Origin of the sequence: Solimonas soli DSM 21787, assembly GCF_000474945.1 — a bacterium.
Taxonomy (GTDB): Bacteria; Pseudomonadota; Gammaproteobacteria; order Nevskiales; family Nevskiaceae; genus Solimonas; species Solimonas soli.
Map to the genome: position 1 here is coordinate 234,787 of NZ_AXDW01000007.1, position 23,805 is coordinate 258,591.

A 23,805-nucleotide genomic window follows, 5' to 3' on the forward strand; every position below is an offset into this window, starting at 1 on the left:
GGCGGTCCGGCCTTCCGTCAGGCGGCCAGCGCGGCGGTCAGCAGGTTCGCGGCGCCGAAGTTCTCCGGCTTGCCGCACATGAACACGACCTGCGTGTCGCCGCGCTTGGCCGACAGCTCGCGCAGCAGCGCGTGCACGCCCTGGCTTTGCGGGATCAGGCCGATGCCCTTGCGCTGGTACTCGTTCTTCAGCGATTCCGAGACCATGCCGGTGTCGGCCCACGGTCCCCAGTTGACCGACAGCACGCGGCCCGGAATGCGCGCCTGCCAGCGGTGCGCGAGCTTGTCGAGCACGTCGTTGGCCGACGCGTAGTCGACCTGGCCGCGGTTGCCGAACGCGCTGGCGACGCTGGAGAAGAACACCACGAACTTGACGTCGTCGCGGATGCGGCGGTCGAGCACCAGCGCGCCGCGCACCTTGGTGTCGAACACGCGCACGAAGCTGTCGACCGTCTTGTCGCGCACCAGCTTGTCCTCGACGACGCCGGCGCCGTGAATGACACCGTCGATGCGGCCGCGGCGCGCGTACAGATCGTCGATGAACTGCGCGAACGAGCGCGACGCGCGCACGTCGAGCGGCGTGTAGTGCAGCGTGCTGCCGGCGGCGGCGACCGCGGCCAGCGTCGCGCGCACCTCGCGCTCGGCGACGATGCGCCGCGCGAGCTTCTCGATCTCCGCCGGCTTGAGCTGCGGATGCGCGGCGAGCAGCGCCTGGCGCAGGCGGCGCGGATCGGCGATGCCGCGCGTCGCCGCATCCTCGTCGGCCGGCGGCAGCGGCGAGCGGCCGACGACTTCGAGATGGCAGCGGTAGCGCCGCGCCAGCTCGACGGCGACCAGCGCCGTGATGCCGCGCGCGCCGCCGGTCAGCAGCACGACGCTGTCGGCCGTCAGCGGCAGGCCGTCGAGCGTGCCGGCGTCCAGCGTCGTCGCCACCGCCTCGCGCGCGTAGCGGCGGCCGTCGCGGTACGCGACTTCGGCGAGCGGATTGTCGGCGAGCAGCTCGTGCTCGATCTGCGCGGCGATGTCGGCCAGCGCCTGCGCCGGATCGAAGTCGACCCAGTGCGCGCGCAGCTCGGGGAATTCCTTGGCGACCGATTTGACGAGGCCGGCGAGACCGCCGCCGCGGCTGATGTTGCTGACCGCGCCGCCGTCGCCGAAGTCGCCGCCGAGGCTGCTGGCGACCAGCAGATGGCGCGCGCGGCCGACCAGCGATTCGCGCACGACGGCGAAGAAGCGCTTGACGTCGCGCACGCGGCTGCGCGGATTGAAGCTCCACAGGTGCACGAGGCCGTCGACCTGTCCGAGCCCGGCCGGCAGCGCCTTGGCCGACGGGAAGTCGACGATGCTGGCGCGCGCGCCGAGCGCGGCCAGGCGCGCGGCGACCAGCGGCGCGAGGCCGAGGCGGTCGTCGCTGATCAGGAAGCTCTTGCCGTCGAGACGGCCGTCCGGCCGCGCGGCGGCGACCGGCTGGCGACGCATCACGTAGCGTTCGAGCGGAATGATCGCCGCGTCGTTGTCGCCGGCCACGTCGCCGGCGATCCCGGCGGCGCCCGCCGCCGGTGCGACCGCGTCGAGCGCGGCGAGCATCGCGCGCAGCGTCTTCAGGGCGGCGACGCGTTCGAGCAGCTCGTCGCGGCCGACGAGGCCGAGGCGGACGGCGAGCTGGCCGACGATCTCGATGCGCTTGATCGAATCGATCGACAGATCGGCTTCGAGATCGAGGTCGAGATCGAGCGAGGCCGGCGGATAGCCGGTGCTGGCGCTGACGACGTCGAGCAGCACGTCGGCGGTCGCCGCGGCGGCCGGGACCGCGGCCGGCGCCGCCAGCGCGGTCGTCACCGTCGTCGGCGCCGCCGGCTGCCGCGCGGCGAGCCAGGCGAGCATCGCGCGCAGGCTCTTCTGCGCGGCGAGCTGTTCGAGCGCCGCGTCGGCATCGGCGCCGAGCACGCTGCGCAGCGACAGGCGCCGCGCCAGCTCGCCGATCACTTCGATGCGCTTGATCGAGTCGATCGACAGATCGGCTTCGAGATCGAGATCGAGGTCCAGCGCTTCCGGCGGGTAGCCGGTGCCGGCGCTGACGATGGCGAGCAGAACCTCCGCCGGGTTCTGGGCCGCCGCGCGTTCCGCCGCCGGCGCCGCGACCGCCACTTCGGTGCGCACGGTGACGGCGGCCGCGGCGGCCGGAATGCGCGCGGCGAGCCAGTCCTGCATGGCACGCAGCGTCTTCTGCGCGGCGAGCTGTTCGAGCGCGGCGTCGGCATCGGCGCCGAGCGCGCTGCGCAGCGACAGGCGCTGCGCGAGTTCGCCGATCACCTCGATGCGCTTGATCGAGTCGATCGACAGATCGGCTTCGAGATCGAGATCGGGGTCGAGCATCTCCAGCGGATAGCCGGTGCGTTCGCCGATGATCGCCAGCAGCACTTCGTGCGCGCCGGGCGTTGCGACCGCTTGCACGGCGACGGTGGCCGTGACGGTCGTCGCCTGTTTCGAAGCCTGCGCGCGCGGCGCTAACTCGATGACGGCAGGCGACGGCACGTCGCGTGCGGGCGGCGCGCCGAAATATCCCAGCAGCACGTCGCGCTGCGCATTGACCAGTTCGCGCATATTGCCGAGATAGCTGACGAGCGCCTGCTCGCCGGCGCTGCGCTCGACGACGACGCTCGGCAGCGGCACCAGCGCGGCATCGAGCACCGACACGGCAACGGGCGCGGTGACGACGGCGCCGGCATGCGCCGGCAGCTTGCCGTGCAGCGGCCAGGCGCGGCCGCCGTTGACCATCCACGTCGTCGCCGCGAGCTGGCGCGGCTGCGCGAGATCGAGCGTGGCGGCACGTCCGGCGAACAGCGGCGCGGCGTCGAAGGCGGCGTGATGGACGGCCAGCTGCGCGACGGCGTCGAACAGGCCGGCGAAGCCGCGCTCCTCGCCGTCGATCGCGATTGCCGTGTGCGGCTGGTCCTTGAGGATGCGGCCGACGAGGCCGCTCAGCACCTTGCGCGGTCCGATTTCGACGAACACGCGGGCGCCGTCGGCGTACATGCGTTCGATCTCGGCGACGAAGCGCACCGGGCTGACGATGTGCCGCGCGAGGCTGTCGCGGATCGCCGCCGCGTCGTCCCGCGGATGCGGCGCGGCCGTGATGTTCGAGTAGACCGGCCACTGCAGCGCGCCGACTTCCTGGCCTTCGAGCACCGCGGCGTAGCCGCGTTCGGCGGCCGCCATCAGCGGCGAATGGAAGGCGCAGTCGGTGGCGATGCGCTTGTAGCCGACGTTGTGCTGGCCGAGGAACGCACAGGCCGCCTCGACGTCGGCGGTCGGGCCGGAGATCACCGTCTGGATCGGGCTGTTCTGGTTCGCCATCACCACGCTAGGGAAGCCTTCGAGCAGCGGCCGCAGCGTGTCGACGTCGAGGCGCACGGCGGCCATCGCGCCGGCGTCGCCGCCGTCGATCGCGCCGACGATGGCCTCGGCGCGGGCGCGCGACAGGCGCAGCAGCGTCGCCGCGTCGAAGGCGCCGGCCGCGGCGAGCGCCGCCAGTTCGCCGTAGCTGTGGCCGGCCGCCATGTCCGGCGCGACGCCGAGTCCGCGCAGCCACTCGAACGCCGCGAACTCGACGAGGCCGAGCGCCGGCTGCGTGTTGCGCGTGTCGGTCAGCCGCTGCTGTTGCGCGGCGCGGCTGTCGTCGTCGTAAGCCGTTCCCGGCCAGATCAGCGGCGCGTAGTCGCGGCCGGCTTCGAGCAGGGCCTGCAGCGCCGGGAAGTAGACGAACAGCTCGCGCAGCATGCCGGGGTACTGGCTGCCCTGGCCGGAAAACAGGAAGGCGGTCTTGCCCGCGGCCTCGGCGACGCGCACGTGCACGCCATGCGCATCGCGCTGCGCGAGCGCGTCGGCGATGCGCGCGCGCAGCGCGTCGCGATCGGCGGCGACGAACGCGAGTTGCACCGGGCCGCTGCCCTCGTGCCACAAGCTCGCCGCGAGATCGCGCAGCGCGAGCGGCGCGTCGGACGCGTCGACGAACGCGGCGACGCGGCGCAGCAGCGCCAGCGCGTCGTGCAAGGACGCGCCGCGCGCGGCGAACAGCTCGGCCGGCCACTGCCGCGCGCCGAGCGCGCTGCGATGCGCCGGATAGGCCGACAGCACGGTGTGGAAGTTGGTGCCGCCGAAGCCGAAGGCGCTGACCGCGCCGCGCGTGACGCCGCCGGCCGGCAGCCACGGCAGCGGCTTGCGGTTGAGCTGGAACGGGCTCGTCGTCGCGCGCCACGCGGCGTTCGGCGCCGTCACCTGTCCGGTCGGCGGCAGCACGCCGTGATGCAGGGCCTTGGCGACCTTGATGAAGCCGGCGACGCCGGCCGCGCACTTGGTGTGGCCGATCTGGCTTTTCACCGAGCCGAGCGCCGCCTGCCCCGGCGTCGCGCCGAGCGCGGTGTAGACCTCGGTCAGCGTCTTCAGCTCGGTGCGGTCGCCGACCACGGTGCCGGTGCCGTGCGCCTCGACGAGACCGATCTCGGCCGGCAGCGCGCCGGCCTGCCAGTACGTGCGTTCGAGCGCGCGGCGCTGGCCTTCCTTGCGCGGCGCGGTGAGGCCGAGGCCCTTGCCGTCGCTCGAACCGGCGATGCCGTCGATCAGCGCGTAAATGCGGTCGCCGTCGCGCTCGGCGTCGCTCAGGCGTTTCAGCACGACGACGCCGACGCCTTCGCCGAGCGCGATGCCGTCGGCCTCGTCGTCGAACGAGCGGCAGCGGCCCTTCGCCGACAGCGCGCCGACCGACGAGAACATCAGGAAGTCGGCGATGCCGTTGTGGAAGTCGGCGCCGCCGGCCAGCACCATCTCGCTGGAACCGGCGCGCAGTTCCTTGACGCCGAGTTCGATCGCCGTCAGCGAGCTCGCGCAGGCCGAGGTCACCGAATAGTTCACGCCGCCGAGACCGAGACGGTTGGCGATGCGCCCGGAGATGACGTTGACGAGCATGCCGGGAAACGAATCCTCGGTGAGGCTCGGCAGCGCTTCGGCGAGTGCCGGCGGCAGTTCGCCGCAGTACTGCGGATACAGATTGCGGAAGGTGTACTGGTTGCCGAGATCCATGCCGGCCTCGGCGCCGAAGATCACCGAGGTCCTCTCGCGGTCGAACCAGCGGCCTTCGTAGCCGGCGTCGCGCAGCGCCTGCTGCGTGACTTCGAGCGACAGCAGCTGCACCGGCTCGATCGCCGCCAGCGACGCCGGCGGAATGCCGTACTTCAGCGGATCGAACGGCGTGTCGCCGATGAAGCCGCCCCACTTGCTGACGCTCTTGCCCTGCGGCGCACCGGCGCCCGCGTAGTACTGCGCGACGTTCCAGCGCCCGGCCGGCACTTCGCCGACGAGATCGCGGCCTTCGAGGATGTTGGCCCAGAAGCTTTCGAGATCGGGCGAGCCCGCGTAGAGACAGGCCATGCCGACCACGGCGATCGGCTCGAACGGCGCAGCCGGCTGCGGCCGCGGTGCGCGCACCGCGGCCAGATGCGCGGTCGCGCCGATGCTCAACTTCTCGTGCAGCGCGGCGATCGTCGTCTTCTCGCGCAGCATCGCGACGACCTGGCCGATCATGTACATGCCCTCGGCCTGCTGCACGTCGGCGTCGACCGGCGCGAGGCGGCCGGCGACGTAATCGAGACCCTTGGTGGCGATGCGCAGGCGGCCGACGGTCAGCGATTCGAGCGCCTGCCAGGCGAGCTTGTGCTCGACGCCCTCGCCGCGCAGCCGCGCCTTCTCGCGCTCGAACAGATCGATGAAGCCGGACGGCAGGCAGCGGATCGCGTGGCCCGGCGCGGTCTCGACCAGCGCCGTGCGCGTGCCGGCCAGTGTCTCGTCCTGGAAGCGTTCGAGGATCGCGCCGCCGGCCACCGCCTCCTGCGTCGCCAGATACGCGGTGCCGGCGAGCACGCCGACCTTGGCGCCGCGCGCCGCCAGCGGCGCGGCCAGCGTCGCCACCATCGCCGCCGAGCGCGCGTCGTGGATGCCGCCGGCGAACAGCAGGTGCAGGCGCTCCGGCGCCTCGACCTGCATCAGCTGCGCGAGCTGCTGCTCCCACAGCACGAAGCTGTAGCGCGGGCCGACGTGGCCGCCGCATTCGCGGCCTTCGAACACGAAATGCGTGGCGCCGTCTTTCAGGAAAAGTTCGAGCAGGCCCGGCGACGGCACGTGCAGATATGTGGCGATGCCGAGCTCGACGAACGGCCGCGCCTGCGACGGCCGGCCGCCGGCGAGCAGCAGCACGTCGGGCTTCAGCGCCCGGACCAGTTCGAGCTGCGGCTCGAGGATGTCCGGCGCGGCGAAGCCGAGCACGCCGACGCCCCAGGGCCGCTCGCCGACCTGCGCGCGCGTCGCCTCGAGCAGCTCGCGCGACGCATCGGCCTTCATCAGCGACAGCGCGACGAACGGCAGACCGCCGTGCGCCGCGACCGCGGCGGCGAACGCGGCGGTATCGCTGACGCGCGTCATCGGCCCCTGCGCGATCGCGTAGCGCGTGCCGTGCGACTGCGCCCAGGCATTGCGTTCGTCGAGCACGCGCAGTTTCTGCGCCTGGCCGATCTGGCCGGGAATGCGCAGGCGCAGGGTGTTGACCAGCGCCTCGACGTTCGCGCATTGGGCGAGCACCAGCCTGGCCAGCGCCGCGTCCTGGCCGATCGGCAGCAAATGGCCGGCGGCGATCGCCGCGCGCACGCCGTCGGCGTCGAGCGCTTCAAGCGCTGCCGCGTCGCGCGCGCCGCGCACGTAGACGTGATGGCCGGCGCGCTCGCGCGCCTCGCTGCCGTCCATCGCCAACACCTGCGTCTTGAGCTCGGCGGCGAGCGAGCATTCCGGCAAACCGGCGAGCGCCGCGTCGACGACGACGCCGAACGCGCCGCCGGCGACTGCGGCGGCGGCCGTGTTCAGCGCGATGCCGCCCTGCGCCCACACCGGCATCTCGTGCGCGTCCGCGACGTCGAGCACGCGCTGCAGCAGCACGAACGTGCTCTCGTCGCCGATGCGCCCGCCGCTCTCCTGGCCTTTGGCGATCAGGCCGGCGACGCCCTGTGCGAGCGCGGCCTGCGCTTCTTCGACCGAGCAGACCTGCGCGAGGACGGGCCGCTCGCGCCATTGCGCCGGCAGGCGCGCCGGCGTGCCGTCGACGACGAGGAACTGCACGCTGCGCGGCAACGCGACATCGGGCGGCACGATGCCGTCGGCGACGCGCAGGCCGAGTCCGTTCGAGGCGCCCGTCGCGCTCGCCTCGCGCACCAGCGCGTCGAACAGCGCCGGCCACGCCGCCGCGTCGCGACCGATGTCGACGGCGGCCGCGCCGCCGTGCCGCAGCCAGGCACGCGCGAGCGACAGGTCCGGCCGCTCGAACGGCGTGATGGCGAGCAGACGCAGCCGGCCGGCATCGATACCGGCCAGCTGCGCGACATCGTGCGAATGCGGCAATGACTCCATCGTCCTATACCCCTTCAACATCCCTGCGGCCCGGCTGCGCGGCAGCGCCGCTCAGTCCTGCGTCCAGCGGAAAAATCCGGCGCCGATCGCCGTGAACAGCACCGTCATCAGCACCATGGCCGACAGCGGCCGCAGCAGATCGGCGAGCCCGGCGCCGTCGAGCATCACGGCGCGCGCGGCGCTCAGCAGATGCGTCAGCGGAAACAGATCGGCGAAACCGCGCAGCAGGGCCGGCGCGCCGTCGAGCGAGAAGAACACGCCGGACAGCAGCACCATCGGCCACGCGATCAGGTTCAGCAGGCCGGCCGACAGCTCCTCGCTGGTGATGCGCGCGGCGACCGGCAGGCTCATGGCGATCATCGCCATGGCGCCGAGCACGGTGACCAGCAGCAGATCGACGTAGCTGCCTTCGACATGCAGATGCAGCACGAGCTTGCAGATCGCGAACACGGCGCAGCTGACGGTGACGGCGAGCGCCAGGCAGGCCAGAAGCTGCGCGCCGACGAATTCGAGCGCGCGCAGCGGCGTGCCGTTGAGGCGCTTCAGGAAACCGGTCTTGCGGTAGCGGACGATGACGTGGCCGATGCCGAGCAGGCAGGTGAACATGATGTTGACGCCGAGCAGGCCCGGCACCAGCCAGTCGGCATAGCGGACCGGCTTGCCGATGACGGCCTGCGCGACGGCATCCGGGTCCTTCGCGAGCAGGATCGATTCCAGCAAGCGGCCTTTGGCCGACTCCGTGTTGATGGCGTAGTGCGCCGGCCGCTCGCGCAGGTCGAGCAGCAGGTCGGTGCTCTGCCGGCGCAGCCGGGCGAGCGCCGCCGCCGCGTCGGTCTCGCGGTAGAAGCGTGTCGCCTCGACGGCGAGGAACGGATGGCTGTCGGCGGTCAGCGCGACGTCGCCGAGCACGGCGACGGTGAACACCGGCTGCGGCGTGCCGGACAAGACGACGGCCATGCCGGTGATCAGCAGCGGCACGAAACACAGCTGCCAGAACAGTGCGGTGCGGTCGCGCACGATCTCCAGCAGGCGCGCGCGCGTCATGGCAAGCAGCCGGTTCACGGGAGCACCTCTCTTGTGATGAACGCGTGCACCGCCCGGCGTCGCGCACCGGCGCGCGCTTCCCGCATCCACGGCGCCACGCGCAGGCATCGCGCCGGCCCGCTCATGCGCGCAGCTCCCGGCCGGTCAGGCTGATGAACAGGTCTTCGAGCGTGCGCGGGCGGATCTTCAGCTGCGCGAGCGACACGCCGGCGGCGAGCAGCTTCTGCACCGTGCGGTTGACGTCGGAGCTGAGGATTTCCACCAGATCGGCGCGCTGCTGGATCGGCAGCTCCAGCTCGCGACCATCGATCTCGGCGGCCGGAAGTTCGAGCACGCTGTCATCGAAATGCTCGGACAGCAGCTTCTGCGGCGAGCCGCGCGCGATGATGCGGCCGCGATCCATGATCGCGATGTCGTCGCACAGCGTGTACGCCTCGTCCATGTAATGCGTGCTCAGCACGACCGTCTTGCCGCGCGCGCGCACGCCCTGCACGAGCTCCCAGAAATTGCGGCGCGCCTGCGGATCGAGCCCGGTCGTCGGCTCGTCGAGGAACAGCAGATCGGGATCGTTGATCAGCGCGATCGCCAGCAGCAGGCGCTGCCGCTGGCCGCCGGACAGGCGTGCATGGTCGCGGTCGAGAAAGCTCTCGAGATTGCAGGCGGCGATCAAGGCGTCCATCGGCATGCGCCGCCGGTACAGCGCCGCGAACAGCTCGAGGTTCTCGCGCACCGTCAGGAAATCCTGCAGCGCGGTGTGCTGGAACTGGATACCGACGTATTCGCGATAGCGCGCATCGAGCGGACGGCCGCGGAACAGGATCCGTCCGGACGTCGGCCGCACGAGGCCTTCGAGCATCTCGATCGTCGTGCTCTTGCCGGCACCGTTCGGGCCGAGCAGGCCGAGACAGCTGCCTTCGTCGATGTCGAAGCTCAGGCCGTCGACGGCGACGAGCTTCGGATACGCCTTGCGCAGTTCACGGACCGAAAGTATGGAGGCCATCGTGCTTCACCGGCGCGCCGGGCGCATCGGGCCGTGCGCGATCGGCCGACCAGGGCGCGGCGGATCAAAGCGAAGCTGGATGGAGCATGCGCGAAGCGACGACTGCACCGTCGACGCCATAGGTCTCTGCGCGGGCCATGGCCAGACCGCGGGCAACACGTCTCTAATACACTCGTACATGGGAGGATGCGAGCGATTGACACCGTTGATTGGGAACAACACTTCACGGCGAGTTCCACAATCAGGTTGCGGTCACTCCATACTGCGGCGCGAGCGTGTCTTCTCCCCACTGTTCGGCACGAACAGCGCTCGTCGCGTTGAGATTGCATCTTAAGGAGCGATGAACGAACGGTCTGTAAGGCGATTGCTCATCACCATGCACGCAACTCTGAACATGCGCATGCACGAATGCCGAACTGCGGCACATGTCGACAACATTGCGTCACTTCCGCGACTTTAACGTCGCATCCGTTGCCGATCGTTGCAGGCGCGCGTCCTCGATGACGACAGTCGCCAGATCGAAAAGTGCTCAGCTTATGCGTTGCAAGAATATGAAAGCGCCTGCGCGACCAAGCGAGGCGCGCGCTGCGCAGGAACGACCGGCTGCGTGCGCGCGTCGACGATGCCGTCGCTCCACAATCGCGCGCGCTCGTTTCGAGAAAGGCCTCGCCTGCGCATTGGTGGTGCATCGCGACGCAAGCCCGCGACCGCTTGCTTCGAAGCTGCGCATGTTGGCTCTGTCGGCGAGGCGGCCGACGGGCATCGGAGCGCGCTACTTCTGCGTCTGGCGAACCAGGTCGCAGCTGATGTCGGGGTTGAAGGCCGTCGGCCAGCAGATCGCGGCGAGCGGCGGCCAGAAGATCGAGACGACGCGGAACTTCGCGCGCGGCCTGCCCTTCTTCACGACCTCGCCATCCTTTTCCAGGCGGTCCGGAATCCCGCCGGCCGCGCTCCACGAGAACGGCCTGGTGCTGACGACACCGTCGGCCGGCACGTCGAGCGCACGCCCCATCGCGACAAGCCGCATATGCGGCGGCATGATGAGATGCCCCGTCGTCGAACAGCCGCCAGGCAGGACCACGCTGGCAAGCAGCGCGGCCGCCATCATCTTCTGGAGGGAGCCATGCGATCCGCCCCGCGATCCGTCGCCGACACCGTCGTGCAGAGCGGCAACGAACGGCGCCGGCCATGACGACGATGCTCGCCGGCCTGCATCATGTCGCGCTGATCGCCAGTGACTACGAGCGATCGAAGCGCTTCTACACGCAGGTGCTCGGCCTGCGCGTGCTCGCCGAGCATTACCGCGAGGCGCGGCAGTCGTGGAAGCTCGACCTCGCCGGCGCCGGCGGCCTGCAGCTGGAGCTGTTCACGTTTCGCGGCGCGCCGCCGCGGCCGTCGCGGCCGGAGGCGCTGGGGCTGCGGCATCTCGCGTTTCGCGTCGGCGATCTCGACGCCGCGCTCGCGCAGCTGCGCGCGCACGGCATCGCGCACGAGGATGTGCGCGTCGACGAATACACGGGCCGGCGTTTCTGTTTCTTCGCCGATCCGGACGGCCTGCCGCTGGAGTTCTACGAGGACGCGCGCTAGCTAGCGCCTTGCCGCCGCGGCGATCCGCGTGCGCACCAGCGCGACCAGCTCGGCCGGCGTGTCGCAATAGAAGTCCGGAGCGGCCGCCGCCAGTTCGGCCGCTTCGCCGTAGCCCCAGCGCACGCTGCAGGCCTCGACGCCGTTGGCGCGCGCGCCGAGCACGTCGTGCCTGCGGTCGCCGGCCATCAGGCACAGAACCGGATCGAAGCGCTCGCGTTCGAGCAGGTGGCGGAGCAGCTCGGCCTTGTCGGCGCGCGTGCCGTCGAGTTCGGCGCCGTAGACGGCCGACAGCCAGCGGTCGAGACCGAAGTGTTCGACGATGCGCTGCGCGTAAATGTGCGGCTTCGACGTCGCCAGCACCATGCGGCAGCCGAGCGCCTGCAGCGCGTCGAGCATCTCCGTGATGCCGGGATAGAGGCGGTTCTCGAAGATGCCGGTCGCCGCGAAGCGCTCGCGGTACAGGCGCACCGCTTCGTCGACCAGCGCGCGCTCCTCGCTGCCGAGCAGGGTCGCGAACGTCTGCTGCGTCGGCGGCCCGATCAGGCGGCGCAGCGCGGCGTCGTCCGGCACCGGCCTCCGCATCTGCTGCAGCGCGTGCCGCATGCAGCGGATGATGCCTTGCTCGGAATCGGTCAGCGTGCCGTCGAGGTCGAGCAGCACGCCGAAGGGCACGCCGCTCATTTCGGCGCCGTCACGCCGGCGGTGTCGAGGATGATGCGCGCGAGGTGATCGTAGTTGCCGTCGAAATGATGACCGCCCGGCAGCTTGACCAGCTTGACCTTCTTCGGATCGAGCGAGGGACACAGGGTGTCGTCCTCCTCGGTGCCGTAGACGCACAGCGGATTGCCGCCGTCGAGCTTCTGCACCTCCGGCGCGATCGGCAGACCGTCGTCACTGCTGCTGACCCAGTTGCTGACGTGGAACTCGAAGTCGGCGCGCTCGGACAGCCCCATCATCGCTGTCACCGCCACCATGTCGCGCGTCGTCGCCGGCATGCGGTTCATCGCGAACGGCAGGATGTTGGCGCCCTGCGAGTAGCCGATCAGCAGCACCTTGTCGCGCTTCCATTGATGCGCGTAGTAGCGGATCACGCGGTCCATGTCCTTGGCGAGGCTGGCCGGCGTCTTCTCGCTCCAGAAATAGCGCAGCGAATCGACGCCGACCACCGGGATGCCGTGTTCCTTGAGCGCCTCGGCCACGTCCTTGTCGAGCCCGGCCCAGCCGCCGTCGCCGGACCACAGCACGGCGAAGGTGTCGCCGGGCGCGCTGTTCGGAATCTCGATCAGCGGCAGGTCGGACAGCGAGGTCGGCAGCGCCGCGCCGGCGAGCGGCGCCAGCTTGGCGGCGAGCGTGTCGTAGCTCTGCAGGAACAGGTCCTCGCGGTTGTGCGCGGCGGAGATGATGCGGCGGCCGTTGTCGATGTCCGGGAATTTCGCGTCGATCTTCACCTTGCACGAGGCCGGGTCGACGCCGGCGTCGATCCAGGTCCACGGCGCGTCGAGATCCTTGGCCGGCAGCAGCAGGCCCGGCCGGGCGCGCGGCGAGGCGTAACGCACGTGCTCGCCCTCGCAGAACGGCTTCTTCAAGCCGGTCAGCGGGCAGAAGCCGAGCGTGATGATGCCGGTGAGCTTGCCGGCGCCGGCCTGCGCGTCGAGCAGGTAGGCCAGCGCGGCGCCGGTGCCCTCGCCGATCAGGATCGGCGGAAAGTAACCCGGCACCTTGTAGTAGGCCTGCACGAAGCGGCTGAGATTCTCGACGTCGCCGCTGGTGTAGAGACACTTGTCGGGCAGCGCGTCGAGCATCGCGTAGAGGCGCGCGGTATCGATGCCGGCGACCAGCGCGCCGCGCTCGGTGAGCTGCCTGGCCATCTCCGCATCCTGCGCATTCCAGGCGCCGTCGGAGAACAGCATCACGAAGCTCTTCACCTGGTGGCGCGGCGCGTACATGGCCACGCCCTCGAAGCTGCCGTGCGTGATCATCTGCTCGGCGCCCGGCGCCAGCGGAATCTCCCTGGGCTTGGCGGCGGGCCTGGCGCTCTTCGCAGCGGTTCTGGCCGGCGCCTTCGACGGCGCCTGCTGGCCGGCATACGCGCTGCACGACAGGGTCGCGCAGAGCAGCACGGCAAGGACACGGATCATTTGCTGATGACTCCCTTCAGTCCGCCGCCGATCAGGGCGGCGATGTCGGCCAGGGTGAGCAGCGGCGCGATGCCGCCGGGCGCGACGAGATAACGGGGTTCCCAGCCGGGCGCGAACTTTTCCTTGAACGCACGCAGGCCCTGGAAGTTGTAGAACTGCCCGCCGTGCGCGAACAGCAGGCGCCCGAAGCGGTGCCAGCGCGAGGCCAGCGGGTGATCGATCATGCCCGACATCGGCGCCATGCCGAGGCCGAAGCTCTGGTAGCCGAGCGACTGCAGCTGCGTGAGCGTCCTGGCGAACAGGAAATCCATCGCGCCCTTCGGCGCGTCCGGCAGGTAGCGCATGAGATCGACGACCGAATCGATGCGCTGCTCGGTGATCATCACGCTGACGAAGGCGACGATGCGCTCGCCGTGCCGGGCCACGCCGACCGCGCCGGCGGTCAGGTAACGCGCGTCGAAGCGGCCGAGCGAGAAGCTCTTCTCGCGCGTCTCGTGCGCCGCCAGCCAGGCGTCGGACACCACGCGCAGCTGCGGCAGCCATTCGGCGATCGCCTCGCCCTCGCGCCATTCGAACGTCAGGCCCTCACGCTCGCCGCGGCTGGCGCCGTGGCGCAGGTTGGCGCGCGCGCTGCCCTTGAGCGTGAAGTCGGGCAGCGACACCGAGGCGTATTCGCCGAGCTTGAGCGCGCGCAGGCCGGCGTCGAGATAGAGCGGCAGCGAGGCCGGCGGCACCTGGTAGAACGCCGCGCGTCCGCCGTGCGCGGCGGCCAGCTCGATGAAGCGCCAGATCAGCTCCGGCCATTCCTTCACCGGCCCGATCGGATCGTGCAGCGCGACCCAGGAGCGCGCGTGCTTGCCATACATCAGGAAGGCATTGCCGGAAGCCGAGAACAGCAGGGACTTGTCGCCGGTCAGCGCCAGCAGGCCTTCGGCGCGCGGCTGCTTGCGGATGATGGCCTGCGCGCGCTGCAGCTCCTCGGCGGTGGCCGGTCGCACGTCGCCGGACACCGGCCGCATCAGCTGCCAGCTGGCGTAGACCAGCGCCAGCGCGGCGATGCCGGTGATCGCGCGCAGCGAACGCGGCGCGTTGGCATTGAAGGCGAACTGCCACCACAGCTCGTTGCCATACGAGACGTCGCGGTAGGCGAAGAACAGCACCCAGACGACGACGGCGATCACGCAGCCGATGGCGATGAACCAGTCGATCGAAAAGCTCTGCGTGACCAGCGAGGCGCGCCGGTAGAACTCCTTGCGCGAAGCGAGCAGGGTCAGCCACAGGAAGGCCAGCAGGACCATTTCGCCGACGGCGAGGCCCTTGGGCAGCGCCAGCACGAAGCTCAGCGCCGCGAGCAGCACGGCCGCCCACCAGGCGGCGTCGAGCCGGTGCAGCAGCCCGCGGGCGATGAACAGGAAGGCGATGCCGACCATGCTGCCGATGAAGTGCGAGGCCTCGACCAGCGGCAGCGGCACCTTCAGCGCCAGCAGCTCGGCCGCCTCGTCGGTCGCCGGCGTCACGCCGGACACCAGCAGCATGACGCCGACGATCAGCGTGAAAGCGGCGAGGAAGGCCGGCGACAGCCGCGCCGCGGCGCGCGTCACCGGCGCGGCGACGCCGACGCGCAGTTCGAACAGCGCCAGCATCGCCACCGCCACCAGCAGCGGCAGCAGGTAGTAGATGCCGCGATAGAGGATCAGCGCGCCGGCCAGCTGCTCGGGCGGCATGCGCCCCGAATACGCGAGCAGCAGGGTCGCCTCGAACACGCCGAGGCCGCCCGGCACGTGGCTGATGATGCCGAGCGTGATGGCGATGGCGTAGAAGGCGATGAAGGCCGGGAAGTTGATGCCCTCGTGCGGCAGCAGGAACCACAGCGCCGCCGCCGAGAACACCAGCTCGACGATCGAGATGCCGAGCTGCTGGAGTGCCAGGCCGGCGCGCGGCAGGGCGACCGTCAGGCGCGGCCCGAGCGGCAGCTCGCGCCGCGCCGCGCAGAGCGTGACGAAGGCGGCGACGCCCATCAGCAGCAGCACGGCGATCGTGCGCAGGAGGTTCGCCGACAGGTGCGTGACGCCGCCCATCTGCTTGGCGCCCCACAGCAAGCCGAGTGCGCCGAGCGTGGAAATGCCGATGCCGAAGGCGAGCGCGTTGAAGGCGATCGCCCGCCCGACTTTCGGCGCCTCGACGCCGGCCGCGCTGTACATGCGCATGCGCACCGCGCCGCCGGTCAGCACGCCGAGGCCGACCGTGTTGCCGAGCGCATAGGCGATGAACGAGGTGAGCATGACCACGCGCGGCTTCACGCGCGCGCCGACGTAGCGCAGGCTGGAGAAGTCGTAGCCGCTCAGGGCGATGAAGCTGGCGGCGGTCATCAGCGCGGCGAGCGCGATGTCGGACTTCGCGGTGCCGCGTATCGCCGTCAGCAGGTCGGCGTAGCGGATCTCCGCGGTCAGGCGCTGCAGCGCGAAAAGGATCAGGGCCGTCAGCGCCACGGCCCCGGCGATCGTCAGCGCCATGCGCCAGCGCGACCAGCGCAGCCCGGGTGCCGCGCCGGCGGCGGGTTCAGGACTGGCGGCGGGCTTTACGGGGTCCGGCATCGAAGGTCGGGGCGATCAGGCGGAAGCGCTGCGCGATTGTATGCGGCCGGCACGACGGGTATCTGAACCCTGACCGGCGGCGGGCCGGCGGCGTCCGCCCGGCGCGGCGCCGGACGGCGCCTCGATCCGGTTCAGCCCTGGCGCGGCGCGGTCGTGAAGGCCGCGCTCGGCGGCGCCTCGAGGCGCTGCAGCAGCGCGGCCGGCGGCAGGTAGCCGTTGACGACGCTGCCGTCCTCGAGCACCAGCAGCGGCGTGCCGCGCAGGCCGAACTGGTTGCCGAGCTCCCATTCGCGCTGCACGACGTTCTCGCAATCGGCGCCGCCGCTGACCGGCATGCCCTGCTTGGCCTGCGTCAGCGCCGCCTGGCGGTCGGCCGAGCACCACACGGCCTCGGCCTTGCGGAACGATTCGGAATTCGGCCCGGTGCGCGGATACGAGAGATAGCGGATCTCGATGCCCTCGGCGTTGTACTGGGCGATCTCGCTGTGCAGCTTGCGGCAGTAGCCGCAGTCGACGTCGGTGAACACGCTGACGATGTGCTTGGCGCGGCCCTGCGGCGCGAAGATGATCATCTGATCCTCGCCGAGCGCGGCCAGCTTGGCGACGCGGTCGGCCTTGCGCAGGTTCTCGGTGACGTTCTCGCCGGTCTGCAGATTGACCATGTCGCCCTCGATGAGGAACTTGCCGTCGGCGGTCACATAGGCGACGTTGGCGCCGTCCTGCACCTCGTACAGGCCGTGCGCGGAGGCCGGGCGCACGGCTTCCGGCGACAGGTCCGGCAGCACCCTGGCGATCTTGGCGCGCACGGCATCGAGCTCGGAATTCTGTTTCGGCGCGCAGGCCGAAAGCGCGAGGATCGCCGCAACGGCGGCGCACAGCGGCAGGACGAACTTCATGGTTTCCACGACGGGCGGAGGAAGGCGGCCATTATGACAGCACGGCCCGCCGGCGGTTCACCGCGGCGGTGTTTTTCAGGCGCGCGGATGATGCCGGGCATGCAGCTCGCGCAGGCGCGCCTTGGCGACGTGCGTGTAGATCTGCGTGGTCGACAGATCGGCATGGCCGAGCAGGGCCTGCACGGCGCGCAGGTCGGCGCCGTGTTCGAGCAGATGCGTGGCGAAGGCGTGGCGCAGCGTATGCGGCGACAGTGCCGTGCGGATGCCGGCCTGGCGCGCGTAGGCCTTGATGCGCAGCCAGAAGTTCTGCCGCGTCATCGCCGCGCCGCGCGTCGTCACGAACAGCCAGTCGGCGCCGGCCACGGCCCGCTCGCCGCGCGCCTCGCGCACATAGCGCTGCAGCCAGTGCAAGGCCTCCTCGCCCATCGGCACGAGGCGCTCCTTGCCGCCCTTGCCAAGCACCTGCACGACGCCCTGGCGCAGGTCGGCGCTGGTCAGCTTGAGCGTGACCAGCTCGCTGACGCGCAGGCCGCTGGCGTACATCAGCTCGAGCATGGCGCGATCGCGCAGGCCGAGATCGGATTCGACGTCCGGCGCTTCCAGCAGGTTCTGCACGTCGCGCTCGGCCAGCGTCTTCGGCAGGCGCAGGCCGAGCCTGGGTGATTCGATGCGCGCGCTCGGGTCGTCGTCGCGCTGCCGGTCGGTGTTGAGATAGCGGTAGAACTGGCGCAGCGCCGACAGCAGGCGCGCCTGCGAGCGCGGATTGCGACGCACGGCGGCCAGGTAGTCGCGCAGATCGGCCTCGCGCGCGCCGGCGATCGCCACGCCGCGCGGCGCCAGCCAGCGCGCGAACAGCGCGAGATCGGAGCGGTAGCTGGCCTGCGTGTTGGCGGCGAGCCCGCGCTCCAGCCACAGGCGGTCGAGGAAGCGCTCGATCGCCGCGCGATCTTCATCGCTCGGCGCGGCGGCGAGGGAGATCGACGGAGGCGAAGCGGCGCGCGGCATGGGCGTATTGAAGCGTCGCCGCGCACGAGGCGGCAAGTGGAACCGGCACGGCGCGGCCCGCCGGTGGCTTGCGTTCACGATGCGGAACGCGCACCGTGCGCGCAGTGCGGCGGAGCGGTTCCGGCGCGATCACGCCGAGACGCCGGACCCCAACAATGGCTGTCAAGCCCTACGCCGGCGACGCGCAGCGTCGCCAGGAACGCCAGCAGAATTACGACATCGCGCCGACCATCAGCGAGCGCTGGCCCGAGGTGCGCAGCGTCGCCGTCGACCTGCGCTTCGCACGCATGGAGCGACGCACGCTGCCGATGCCCTACCGGCAGATCTTCCTGCCGCCGATGCGCGCCTTCTTCGCCTTCCTCTGCCCCGATCCCGAGTGCCGCAACGGCGGCTTCGATCTGACGCCGACGATCGAGCGCGGCCACGCGCGGCACGGCGGCGCGATCCACGGCACGCTCGCCTGCGGCGGCCAGCGGCCGACGCGCGAACGCGGGTGGGCGGCCTGCGAGATCGAACTGCAGTTCGACGTCATCTTCGATGACGACCCGCCGGCATCCGCCTGAACGGGTGCGCCGCCTCGCCCGGCGCGAGACGGCGGCCGGCGAGCCGGCGCCGCGCGGCGCCTCAGCCGGGCCTGATCACGCTCATCAGTTCGGTGGCCGCGAACGATTGCGAATGCTTCGCCGGACCGCGAACCCAGGTGCAGCGGACGCGGCCATCGCTCCTGTCGATCGCGGACACTTTCATGCGGACGCTGCCGCTGCGCTGGACGACGATGTCGCCGACCTTGAATGGCTTGTCCATCATTGAACTCCGAAGCGGATGCGGACGGGCGGAGAACCACGGTGCGCCGACCACGCGACAAAAGCAACACGGAACGCGCGGCCGCCGCACGTGAACCGGCGCGCGGCGCGCGGCCGCGCGCCGATTTGCAGTGCGTAAGCTTTGCGCGCAGACTGCAATTCCAACCGCTGCCGGTCCCGCGTCGCCATGTCGTTTCCCTCCGGCTGCAGCGATCACGATTTCACCTACCTCATGCGCCTGTTTCGCGGCCAGCAACCGGCGCCGCCGCTGGGCGAGGATGAAAGGCGTCTGGCGCGCGCCGGCTGGCTCTATCGCAACGAAGCCGGCGTGCTGGCGGTGACGGCGGAAGTCACCGCGCATTTCCGCAAGGTCTGGCAACCGATCGTCGTCGAGTCCGGACGCCGCCGCTCGAGCAGCTGAGTTCCCACAGCCGTCGCCATGGCGCGACGGATCGCCGAGTGTGCGCACGCGACCGCGCGGCACGCTTTTCCGTGACGCGGCCCGACGCCGCATCGCTCACAACGCCGCCTTGCAACGGTGACATCGCGCCGCCGGCGCCCTTCGAACATGCATCGCTTGCTCTTCCTGCTGTGCCACGCCGTGGCCTGCGCGCTGCTGCGCTCGTATCGTTTCCGCGCGGTCGGCGAACCGCCGGCCGGCGGCCCGTACATCCTCGCCATCTGGCATCAGAACCTGTTCGCCGGCATCCTCGCGCAAAGCGCCCGGCCGCACGTCGTCATGGTGTCGCGCTCGCGCCACGCCGATCCGCTCGACTACGCGCTCGGCCGGCTCGGCCACGTCGTCGTGCGCGGCAGCTCGCGGCGCGGAACGCGCGACAAGGGCGGCCGCCAGGCCAAGGACGAGATGATCGACGTGCTGATGTCGGGCCTGCCCGGCGCGGTGACGGTCGACGGACCGAAAGGGCCCGCGCGCGAAGCCAAGCCCGGCATCGTCGACATGGCCATGCGCACCGGCCTGCCGATCGTGCCATACGCGGCGCTCGCCGAGCGCTACTGGAGCTTCCCGACCTGGGACGCCTTCCGCCTGCCGAAGCCGTTCACCACCATTCACGTTCATTACGGCGCGCCGCTGCGCATCGACGCGCGCGCCACGCCGCGGCAGTTCGATGACATGCTCATCGAACTCGGCAAGCGCATCACCGCGCTGGACGACGGCCCGCTGCGGCCGCGCCGCCGGTGGCGGACGGCGCGCCGGCGCGCGCCGCTCGGCAGCGCTTGAACGGCAGGGCCCGGCCGGCGGCCGCCGCCGTCGCGGCACTGCCGGCGTCTCGCGTCTGGCGGTCCAAGCCGCCGCCGTCCGATAATGGCGCTCCCTATGCGCCGCCTTTTCCATCTCGTCTACGCGCCTTACGCCGCGCTGATGCTGGCCTTGCTCATCCCGCCGGTCTGCGTCGCCGTCATCGCCAGCCGCTCGCTCGAGACGCGCCGCAACGTCGGCCGCATCGGCGCACGGCTGATGCTGGCGGCGATCGGCGTGCCGCTGCGCGTGCGCGGCACCGAGCATCTGCCGGCCGGCGCCAACATCGTCGTCTGCAACCATGCCAGCTACATCGACGGCATGGTCATGACCGCGGCGCTGCCGCCGCATTACAGCTTCGTCGTGCAGGACGGCGCCGAGCGCTGGCCGCTGATCGGCCGCTGCCTGAACGCGATGGGCGTCATCTTCGTCAATCGCCGCGAGGCGCGCGCCGGCGCGCGCACCACGCGCGAGCTGATGCGGCGCCTGCACGGCGGCGAGGCGCTGACCATCTTCGCCGAAGGCACGTTCAAGCCGGAACCGGGGCTGCTGCCGTTCAAGGCCGGCGCCTTCCTGATGGCGGCGCGCTGCGGCGTGCCCGTGGTGCCGGCGGCGATCCGCGGTTCGCGGCGGCTCTTTGGCGGCGGCCGACGCCTGCCGCGCTGGAGCGCGCTGCACATCGAGATCGCCCCGCCGCTCAAGGCGGACGGCAGCGAACGCGAGGCCGCGCTCGCGCTGCGCGACGTCGTGCGCCGCGAGGTCCTGCGGCTCAGCGGCGAAGCCGATCACGTGACCGCCCTCGCCGATCGCGGCGACAGCGAGCTCTGAGCATGCCGGACAGCGAAGCGGGCCTGGTGAATGGCCGCAGCGCGCAGGCGCCGCGGGCAGGCGCAGCGACTGAATTCACCATGCGAATTGGTTATCCTCCTCGCCCCCGCCCGTCGTCGCCCCCTGCATGAAGCCGCTTTCCCGCCCGCAAGGCTGGAGCAACTGGTCCGGTACCGTTCGCTGTGAACCGAACTGGTGCTCGGAACCGGTTTCGCTCGAAGAAATCCAGGCCGAAGTGCTGCGCGCCGCCGAGGAAGGCGAGCGCCTGCGCGTGATCGGCTCGGGCTGCTCGTTCGCGCCGCTGTGCTGGACCGACGACAACCAGATGTCGCTGCGCCGCTTCACCGGCATCGAGAGCGCCGACGTGCAGCGCAGCCGTGTCTGGGTGCGCGCCGGCACCACGCTGCGTCACCTCAACGAACTGCTCGCCGAGCGCGAGCTTGCGCTCGAGAACGGCCCGTCCACCGACGCGCCGACGATCGCCGGCCTCATCGCCACCGGCTCGCACGGCAGCGGCACCGCCTTCGGCAACCTCGCCAGCATGGTCACCGGCCTGCGCCTGGTGCTGGCCGACGGCTCGGTGCGTGTCTGCTCTCGCGAGCAGCAGCCGGAGCTGTTCGACGCCGCGCGCGTCTCGCTCGGCGCGCTCGGCGTCGTCACCCACATCGAGCTGCAATGCATCGATCACTATCGCCTGAAGGTGACGTCGCGGCGCGCCAGCTTCGGCGAAACCCTGGCGCGGCTCACCGAATTGCGCCGCGAGCACCGCAATCTGGAACTGCACTGGTTTCCGTACGCCGGCGTCGTGCGCCAGCGCTATGCCGACGAATCGCGCGAAGCGCCGCAGCCGGCGCTGAGCGTCGCCACCGTGCGCGGCCTGGCCTACGAGCAGATCATGCTGCGCGGCATGCGCACCCTGGCGCGCCGCTCGACGCAGGCCGCGGAGTACGCCGGCAAGCTGCTCGCCGCGCGCCTGCCGACGGAAAGCTGCGTGCTCGACGCCGAGCGCGCGTATGCGCTGCCGCGGCGCACCCGCGTGCAGCAGCTCGAATATGCACTGCCGCTCGAACGCGCCGCCGACATCCTGCGCCAGCTCGAGCGCGTGATCCGCGCGCTCGATTTCCGCGTGCACATCCCGATCGAGATCCGCTTCGTGCGCGGCGACGATGCCTGGCTGTCGCCGCAGTACCGGCGCGACAGCGTCTGCATCGCCCTGCCCGCCTACGGCGATCGCCCTTACGCCGCCTACTTCGCCGCCGTCACCGAGCTGTTCGATCGCAGCGAAGGCCGGCCGCACTGGGGCTCGGCGCACGACAAGACGATCAGCGACCTGCGTCCGCTGTATCCGCGCCTCGACGACTTCTGCGCCCTGCGCCGGCAGCTCGACCCGCACGGCCTGTTTCTCAATCCGCACATCGCCCGCCTGTTCGGCGCGAACCTGCGCTGACCGTCCGCCGGGATGACGCACCAGCAACCGCCATCGCCGCGCGCGCGTTACGCGCAGGACCTGCAGCGCAGCGACTTCTCGCGCGACGCCGCGCAGGCGGCGGCCATCGAAGGCCTGCAGCAGGTCTACGAGGCGCTGGTCGACACGCCGCCGCGGCGCTGGTTCCGCAAGCAGCAGTGGGCGCCGGTGCAGGGCCTGTACATGTGGGGCGGTGTCGGCCGCGGCAAGACGTACATCATGGACGTCTTCTTCGAGTCGCTGCCATTCGCGCGCAAGCTGCGCACGCATTTCCATCGCTTCATGCTCGACGTGCACGAGCGCCGCAAGCGCTATCCCGACGAGCGCGATCCGCTGAAGCTGGTCGCCGACGAGTACGCCGCCGAAGTGCGCGTGCTCTGCTTCGACGAGTTCTACGTCTCCGACATCGCCGACGCCATGATCCTCGGCCGTCTGTTCGAGAACCTGTTCGCGCACGGCGTGACGCTGATCGCCACCAGCAACATTCCGCCCGAACGGCTCTACGAGAACGGCCTGCAGCGCGCCAATTTCCTGCCCTTCATCGACATCCTCAAGCGTCATGTCCGCGTGCTCAACGTCGATGGCGGCATCGACTACCGTCTGCGCACGCTGACGCACGCCGACATCTACCGGCACCCCTGCGACGAGGCCTGCGAGGCGGCGCTGCAGAAATGGTTCACGGCCATCGCGCACGGCGACGGCGTCGCCGAACCCGACCTGCGCATCAACGACCGCGTGATCCACGCGCGCCGCGAGCTCGACGGCGTGATCTGGTTCGACTTCGACGAGCTCTGCGAAGGTCCGCGCGGCGCCGCCGACTACATCGAGATCGGCCGCACCCATCACACCGTGATGATCTCGCGCGTGCCGCAGCTGACCGTCTTCAAGGAAGACGCCGCGCGCCGCTTCATCAACCTCGTCGACGAGTTCTACGACCGCGGCGTCAAGCTGCTGCTCGCCGCCGACGTGCCGCTCGACGCGCTCTACACCGGCGACAAGCTGCGCTTCGAATTCCAGCGCACGAATTCAAGGCTGACCGAGATGCAGTCCGAGGAATATCTGGCGAAGCCGCATCTGGCCTGACGTTCCTGAAGATTTCGCCGCGCATGGCCGGCGCTTCGCCTCGTCAGGCCCGGCGCCGGCATCCGCCCGTCGCGCGACGATCCGGACACTTCAACGCAGCGCGCCGCCCTGAACCCAGGCACCGATGTTGGCCGTCGCTTCGAGCTGCTGCTCGAAATAAATCAGCATGTCGGGCGGCTTCGCGCAGCCAAGATAGTGATGCAGTGCGCGATGCACGCCGGCATCGGAGAACGTCAGCGAAATCGTCGCGTGATCGGTCGCGTAAGCCTGGCAACCCGCACTGCCCGGCACGTAGTCCATGAGCCTGCCGAACAGCTCGCGCGCCGGCATCAGGAGCTTGGCGACGACAAGCGGATCGACGCGCTTGCGATACGGCCCCAGGGCCGCGACATTCCGTTCGCCGACGAACTCGACGAGGCCGTCGCCATGCACGGTGACGCGATATTGCGGACAGCGCCCGAAGCAGGCCGAACGCGCGAGCGACACCGCGAAACGCTCGTCAGCCGGCGGCGCCGGCACCGGCGCACCCGCCGGCGGCACCTTGGACGGCGGTACCTTGGACGGCGGCGCCGACACGCCGGCACAGCCGACCGCGAGACCCGCGAGCAACGCCGTTACCCATCGCCTGCCCCTCTTCATCGAACGCTCCATGCGCA

At 70.7% G+C, this 23,805-nt stretch carries 18 protein-coding genes; 7 read left to right on the forward strand and 11 right to left on the reverse strand.

Features of this window, described 5'->3' with window-relative positions:
- Positions 1–17 precede the first annotated feature (17 nt).
- The 4 genes from K344_RS20410 to K344_RS0105505 form a co-directional block, all read right to left on the reverse strand.
- Positions 18–7,448: a type I polyketide synthase gene (locus tag K344_RS20410; RefSeq protein WP_051361928.1), complete on the reverse strand. Its 7,431-nt coding sequence runs from the start codon at positions 7,446–7,448 to the stop codon at positions 18–20.
- 51 nt (positions 7,449–7,499) lie between these two features.
- Positions 7,500–8,510: an ABC transporter permease gene (locus tag K344_RS0105495; RefSeq protein ID WP_028079813.1), complete on the reverse strand. Its 1,011-nt coding sequence runs from the start codon at positions 8,508–8,510 to the stop codon at positions 7,500–7,502.
- A gap of 103 nt (positions 8,511–8,613) precedes the next feature.
- A complete protein-coding gene (locus K344_RS0105500) occupies positions 8,614–9,492 on the reverse strand; it encodes an ABC transporter ATP-binding protein (protein ID WP_028079814.1) in 879 nt (292 codons plus the stop codon).
- Between the two features lie 772 nt (positions 9,493–10,264).
- The gene (locus tag K344_RS0105505) at positions 10,265–10,597 is read right to left on the reverse strand and encodes a hypothetical protein (protein ID WP_245586119.1); all 333 of its coding nucleotides are present in this window, start codon (positions 10,595–10,597) and stop codon (positions 10,265–10,267) included.
- Between the two features lie 92 nt (positions 10,598–10,689).
- Here K344_RS0105505 and gloA2 point away from each other — a divergent pair, with 92 nt between their 5' ends.
- Positions 10,690–11,079 (forward strand): SMU1112c/YaeR family gloxylase I-like metalloprotein, encoded by a 390-nt coding sequence (gene gloA2, locus K344_RS0105510; protein WP_028079816.1) that lies wholly within the window; start codon positions 10,690–10,692, stop codon positions 11,077–11,079.
- Here the strand turns inward: gloA2 and K344_RS0105515 are convergent, their stop codons facing one another.
- From K344_RS0105515 to xerD, 5 genes are all read right to left on the reverse strand, one after another.
- Complete coding sequence (locus K344_RS0105515) at positions 11,080–11,760, reverse strand: HAD hydrolase-like protein (RefSeq protein ID WP_028079817.1); 681 nt, start codon at positions 11,758–11,760, stop codon at positions 11,080–11,082.
- The gene (locus K344_RS20415) at positions 11,757–13,217 is read right to left on the reverse strand and encodes a virulence factor family protein (protein WP_043113840.1); all 1,461 of its coding nucleotides are present in this window, start codon (positions 13,215–13,217) and stop codon (positions 11,757–11,759) included. The genes K344_RS0105515 and K344_RS20415 overlap by 4 nt, the downstream gene beginning before the upstream one ends.
- The gene (gene mprF, locus K344_RS0105525; protein WP_043113842.1) at positions 13,214–15,811 is read right to left on the reverse strand and encodes a bifunctional lysylphosphatidylglycerol flippase/synthetase MprF; all 2,598 of its coding nucleotides are present in this window, start codon (positions 15,809–15,811) and stop codon (positions 13,214–13,216) included. The genes K344_RS20415 and mprF overlap by 4 nt, the downstream gene beginning before the upstream one ends.
- A 131-nt stretch (positions 15,812–15,942) precedes the next feature.
- Complete coding sequence (locus tag K344_RS0105530; RefSeq protein ID WP_028079819.1) at positions 15,943–16,707, reverse strand: DsbC family protein; 765 nt, start codon at positions 16,705–16,707, stop codon at positions 15,943–15,945.
- A 75-nt stretch (positions 16,708–16,782) separates the two neighbouring features.
- On the reverse strand, positions 16,783–17,712 hold the full coding sequence (gene xerD, locus K344_RS0105535; protein WP_211234472.1) for a site-specific tyrosine recombinase XerD: 930 nt from the start codon (positions 17,710–17,712) through the stop codon (positions 16,783–16,785).
- Positions 17,713–17,867: 155 nt separating this feature from the next.
- Here xerD and K344_RS0105540 point away from each other — a divergent pair, with 155 nt between their 5' ends.
- Complete coding sequence (locus tag K344_RS0105540; protein ID WP_028079821.1) at positions 17,868–18,275, forward strand: hypothetical protein; 408 nt, start codon at positions 17,868–17,870, stop codon at positions 18,273–18,275.
- A gap of 61 nt (positions 18,276–18,336) precedes the next feature.
- On the opposite strand, the gene K344_RS0105545 is transcribed toward K344_RS0105540, so the two are convergent.
- Positions 18,337–18,516, reverse strand: coding sequence for a hypothetical protein (locus K344_RS0105545; RefSeq protein ID WP_028079822.1), 180 nt, complete (start codon positions 18,514–18,516; stop codon positions 18,337–18,339).
- 186 nt (positions 18,517–18,702) lie between these two features.
- Here K344_RS0105545 and K344_RS0105550 point away from each other — a divergent pair, with 186 nt between their 5' ends.
- The 5 genes from K344_RS0105550 (at position 18,703) to zapE (ending at position 23,149) form a co-directional block, all read left to right on the forward strand.
- The gene (locus K344_RS0105550) at positions 18,703–18,936 is read left to right on the forward strand and encodes a hypothetical protein (protein WP_028079823.1); all 234 of its coding nucleotides are present in this window, start codon (positions 18,703–18,705) and stop codon (positions 18,934–18,936) included.
- Between the two features lie 147 nt (positions 18,937–19,083).
- Entirely contained in the window at positions 19,084–19,755 is a 672-nt protein-coding gene (locus K344_RS0105555) for a lysophospholipid acyltransferase family protein (protein ID WP_028079824.1), read from the forward strand.
- Positions 19,756–19,851: 96 nt separating this feature from the next.
- A complete protein-coding gene (locus K344_RS0105560) occupies positions 19,852–20,601 on the forward strand; it encodes a lysophospholipid acyltransferase family protein (protein ID WP_028079825.1) in 750 nt (249 codons plus the stop codon).
- 127 nt (positions 20,602–20,728) lie between these two features.
- On the forward strand, positions 20,729–22,048 hold the full coding sequence (locus tag K344_RS0105565; RefSeq protein WP_028079826.1) for a D-arabinono-1,4-lactone oxidase: 1,320 nt from the start codon (positions 20,729–20,731) through the stop codon (positions 22,046–22,048).
- Positions 22,049–22,060: 12 nt separating this feature from the next.
- Positions 22,061–23,149, forward strand: a complete 1,089-nt coding sequence (gene zapE, locus K344_RS0105570) for a cell division protein ZapE (protein ID WP_028079827.1) — start codon at positions 22,061–22,063, stop codon at positions 23,147–23,149.
- 90 nt (positions 23,150–23,239) lie between these two features.
- Here zapE and K344_RS0105575 read toward each other — a convergent pair whose 3' ends face one another.
- Positions 23,240–23,788, reverse strand: coding sequence for a DUF6438 domain-containing protein (locus K344_RS0105575; protein ID WP_157622786.1), 549 nt, complete (start codon positions 23,786–23,788; stop codon positions 23,240–23,242).
- Between the last annotated feature and the right edge of the window lie 17 nt (positions 23,789–23,805).

Excerpts from the sequence above, each read along its gene's own strand:
- K344_RS20410 (WP_051361928.1), bottom strand. The coding sequence starts at position 7,448 with ATGGAGTCATTGCCGCATTCGCACGATGTCGCGCAGCTGGCCGGTATC.
- K344_RS0105500 (WP_028079814.1), bottom strand. The coding sequence starts at position 9,492 with ATGGCCTCCATACTTTCGGTCCGTGAACTGCGCAAGGCGTATCCGAAG.
- K344_RS0105505 (WP_245586119.1), bottom strand. The coding sequence starts at position 10,597 with ATGGCGGCCGCGCTGCTTGCCAGCGTGGTCCTGCCTGGCGGCTGTTCG.
- gloA2 (WP_028079816.1), top strand. The coding sequence starts at position 10,690 with ATGCTCGCCGGCCTGCATCATGTCGCGCTGATCGCCAGTGACTACGAG.
- K344_RS0105515 (WP_028079817.1), bottom strand. The coding sequence starts at position 11,760 with ATGAGCGGCGTGCCCTTCGGCGTGCTGCTCGACCTCGACGGCACGCTG.
- K344_RS20415 (WP_043113840.1), bottom strand. The coding sequence starts at position 13,217 with ATGATCCGTGTCCTTGCCGTGCTGCTCTGCGCGACCCTGTCGTGCAGC.
- mprF (WP_043113842.1), bottom strand. The coding sequence starts at position 15,811 with ATGCCGGACCCCGTAAAGCCCGCCGCCAGTCCTGAACCCGCCGCCGGC.
- K344_RS0105530 (WP_028079819.1), bottom strand. The coding sequence starts at position 16,707 with ATGAAGTTCGTCCTGCCGCTGTGCGCCGCCGTTGCGGCGATCCTCGCG.
- xerD (WP_211234472.1), bottom strand. The coding sequence starts at position 17,712 with ATGCCGCGCGCCGCTTCGCCTCCGTCGATCTCCCTCGCCGCCGCGCCG.
- K344_RS0105540 (WP_028079821.1), top strand. The coding sequence starts at position 17,868 with ATGGCTGTCAAGCCCTACGCCGGCGACGCGCAGCGTCGCCAGGAACGC.
- K344_RS0105545 (WP_028079822.1), bottom strand. The coding sequence starts at position 18,516 with ATGGACAAGCCATTCAAGGTCGGCGACATCGTCGTCCAGCGCAGCGGC.
- K344_RS0105550 (WP_028079823.1), top strand. The coding sequence starts at position 18,703 with ATGTCGTTTCCCTCCGGCTGCAGCGATCACGATTTCACCTACCTCATG.
- K344_RS0105555 (WP_028079824.1), top strand. The coding sequence starts at position 19,084 with ATGCATCGCTTGCTCTTCCTGCTGTGCCACGCCGTGGCCTGCGCGCTG.
- K344_RS0105560 (WP_028079825.1), top strand. The coding sequence starts at position 19,852 with ATGCGCCGCCTTTTCCATCTCGTCTACGCGCCTTACGCCGCGCTGATG.
- K344_RS0105565 (WP_028079826.1), top strand. The coding sequence starts at position 20,729 with ATGAAGCCGCTTTCCCGCCCGCAAGGCTGGAGCAACTGGTCCGGTACC.
- zapE (WP_028079827.1), top strand. The coding sequence starts at position 22,061 with ATGACGCACCAGCAACCGCCATCGCCGCGCGCGCGTTACGCGCAGGAC.
- K344_RS0105575 (WP_157622786.1), bottom strand. The coding sequence starts at position 23,788 with ATGAAGAGGGGCAGGCGATGGGTAACGGCGTTGCTCGCGGGTCTCGCG.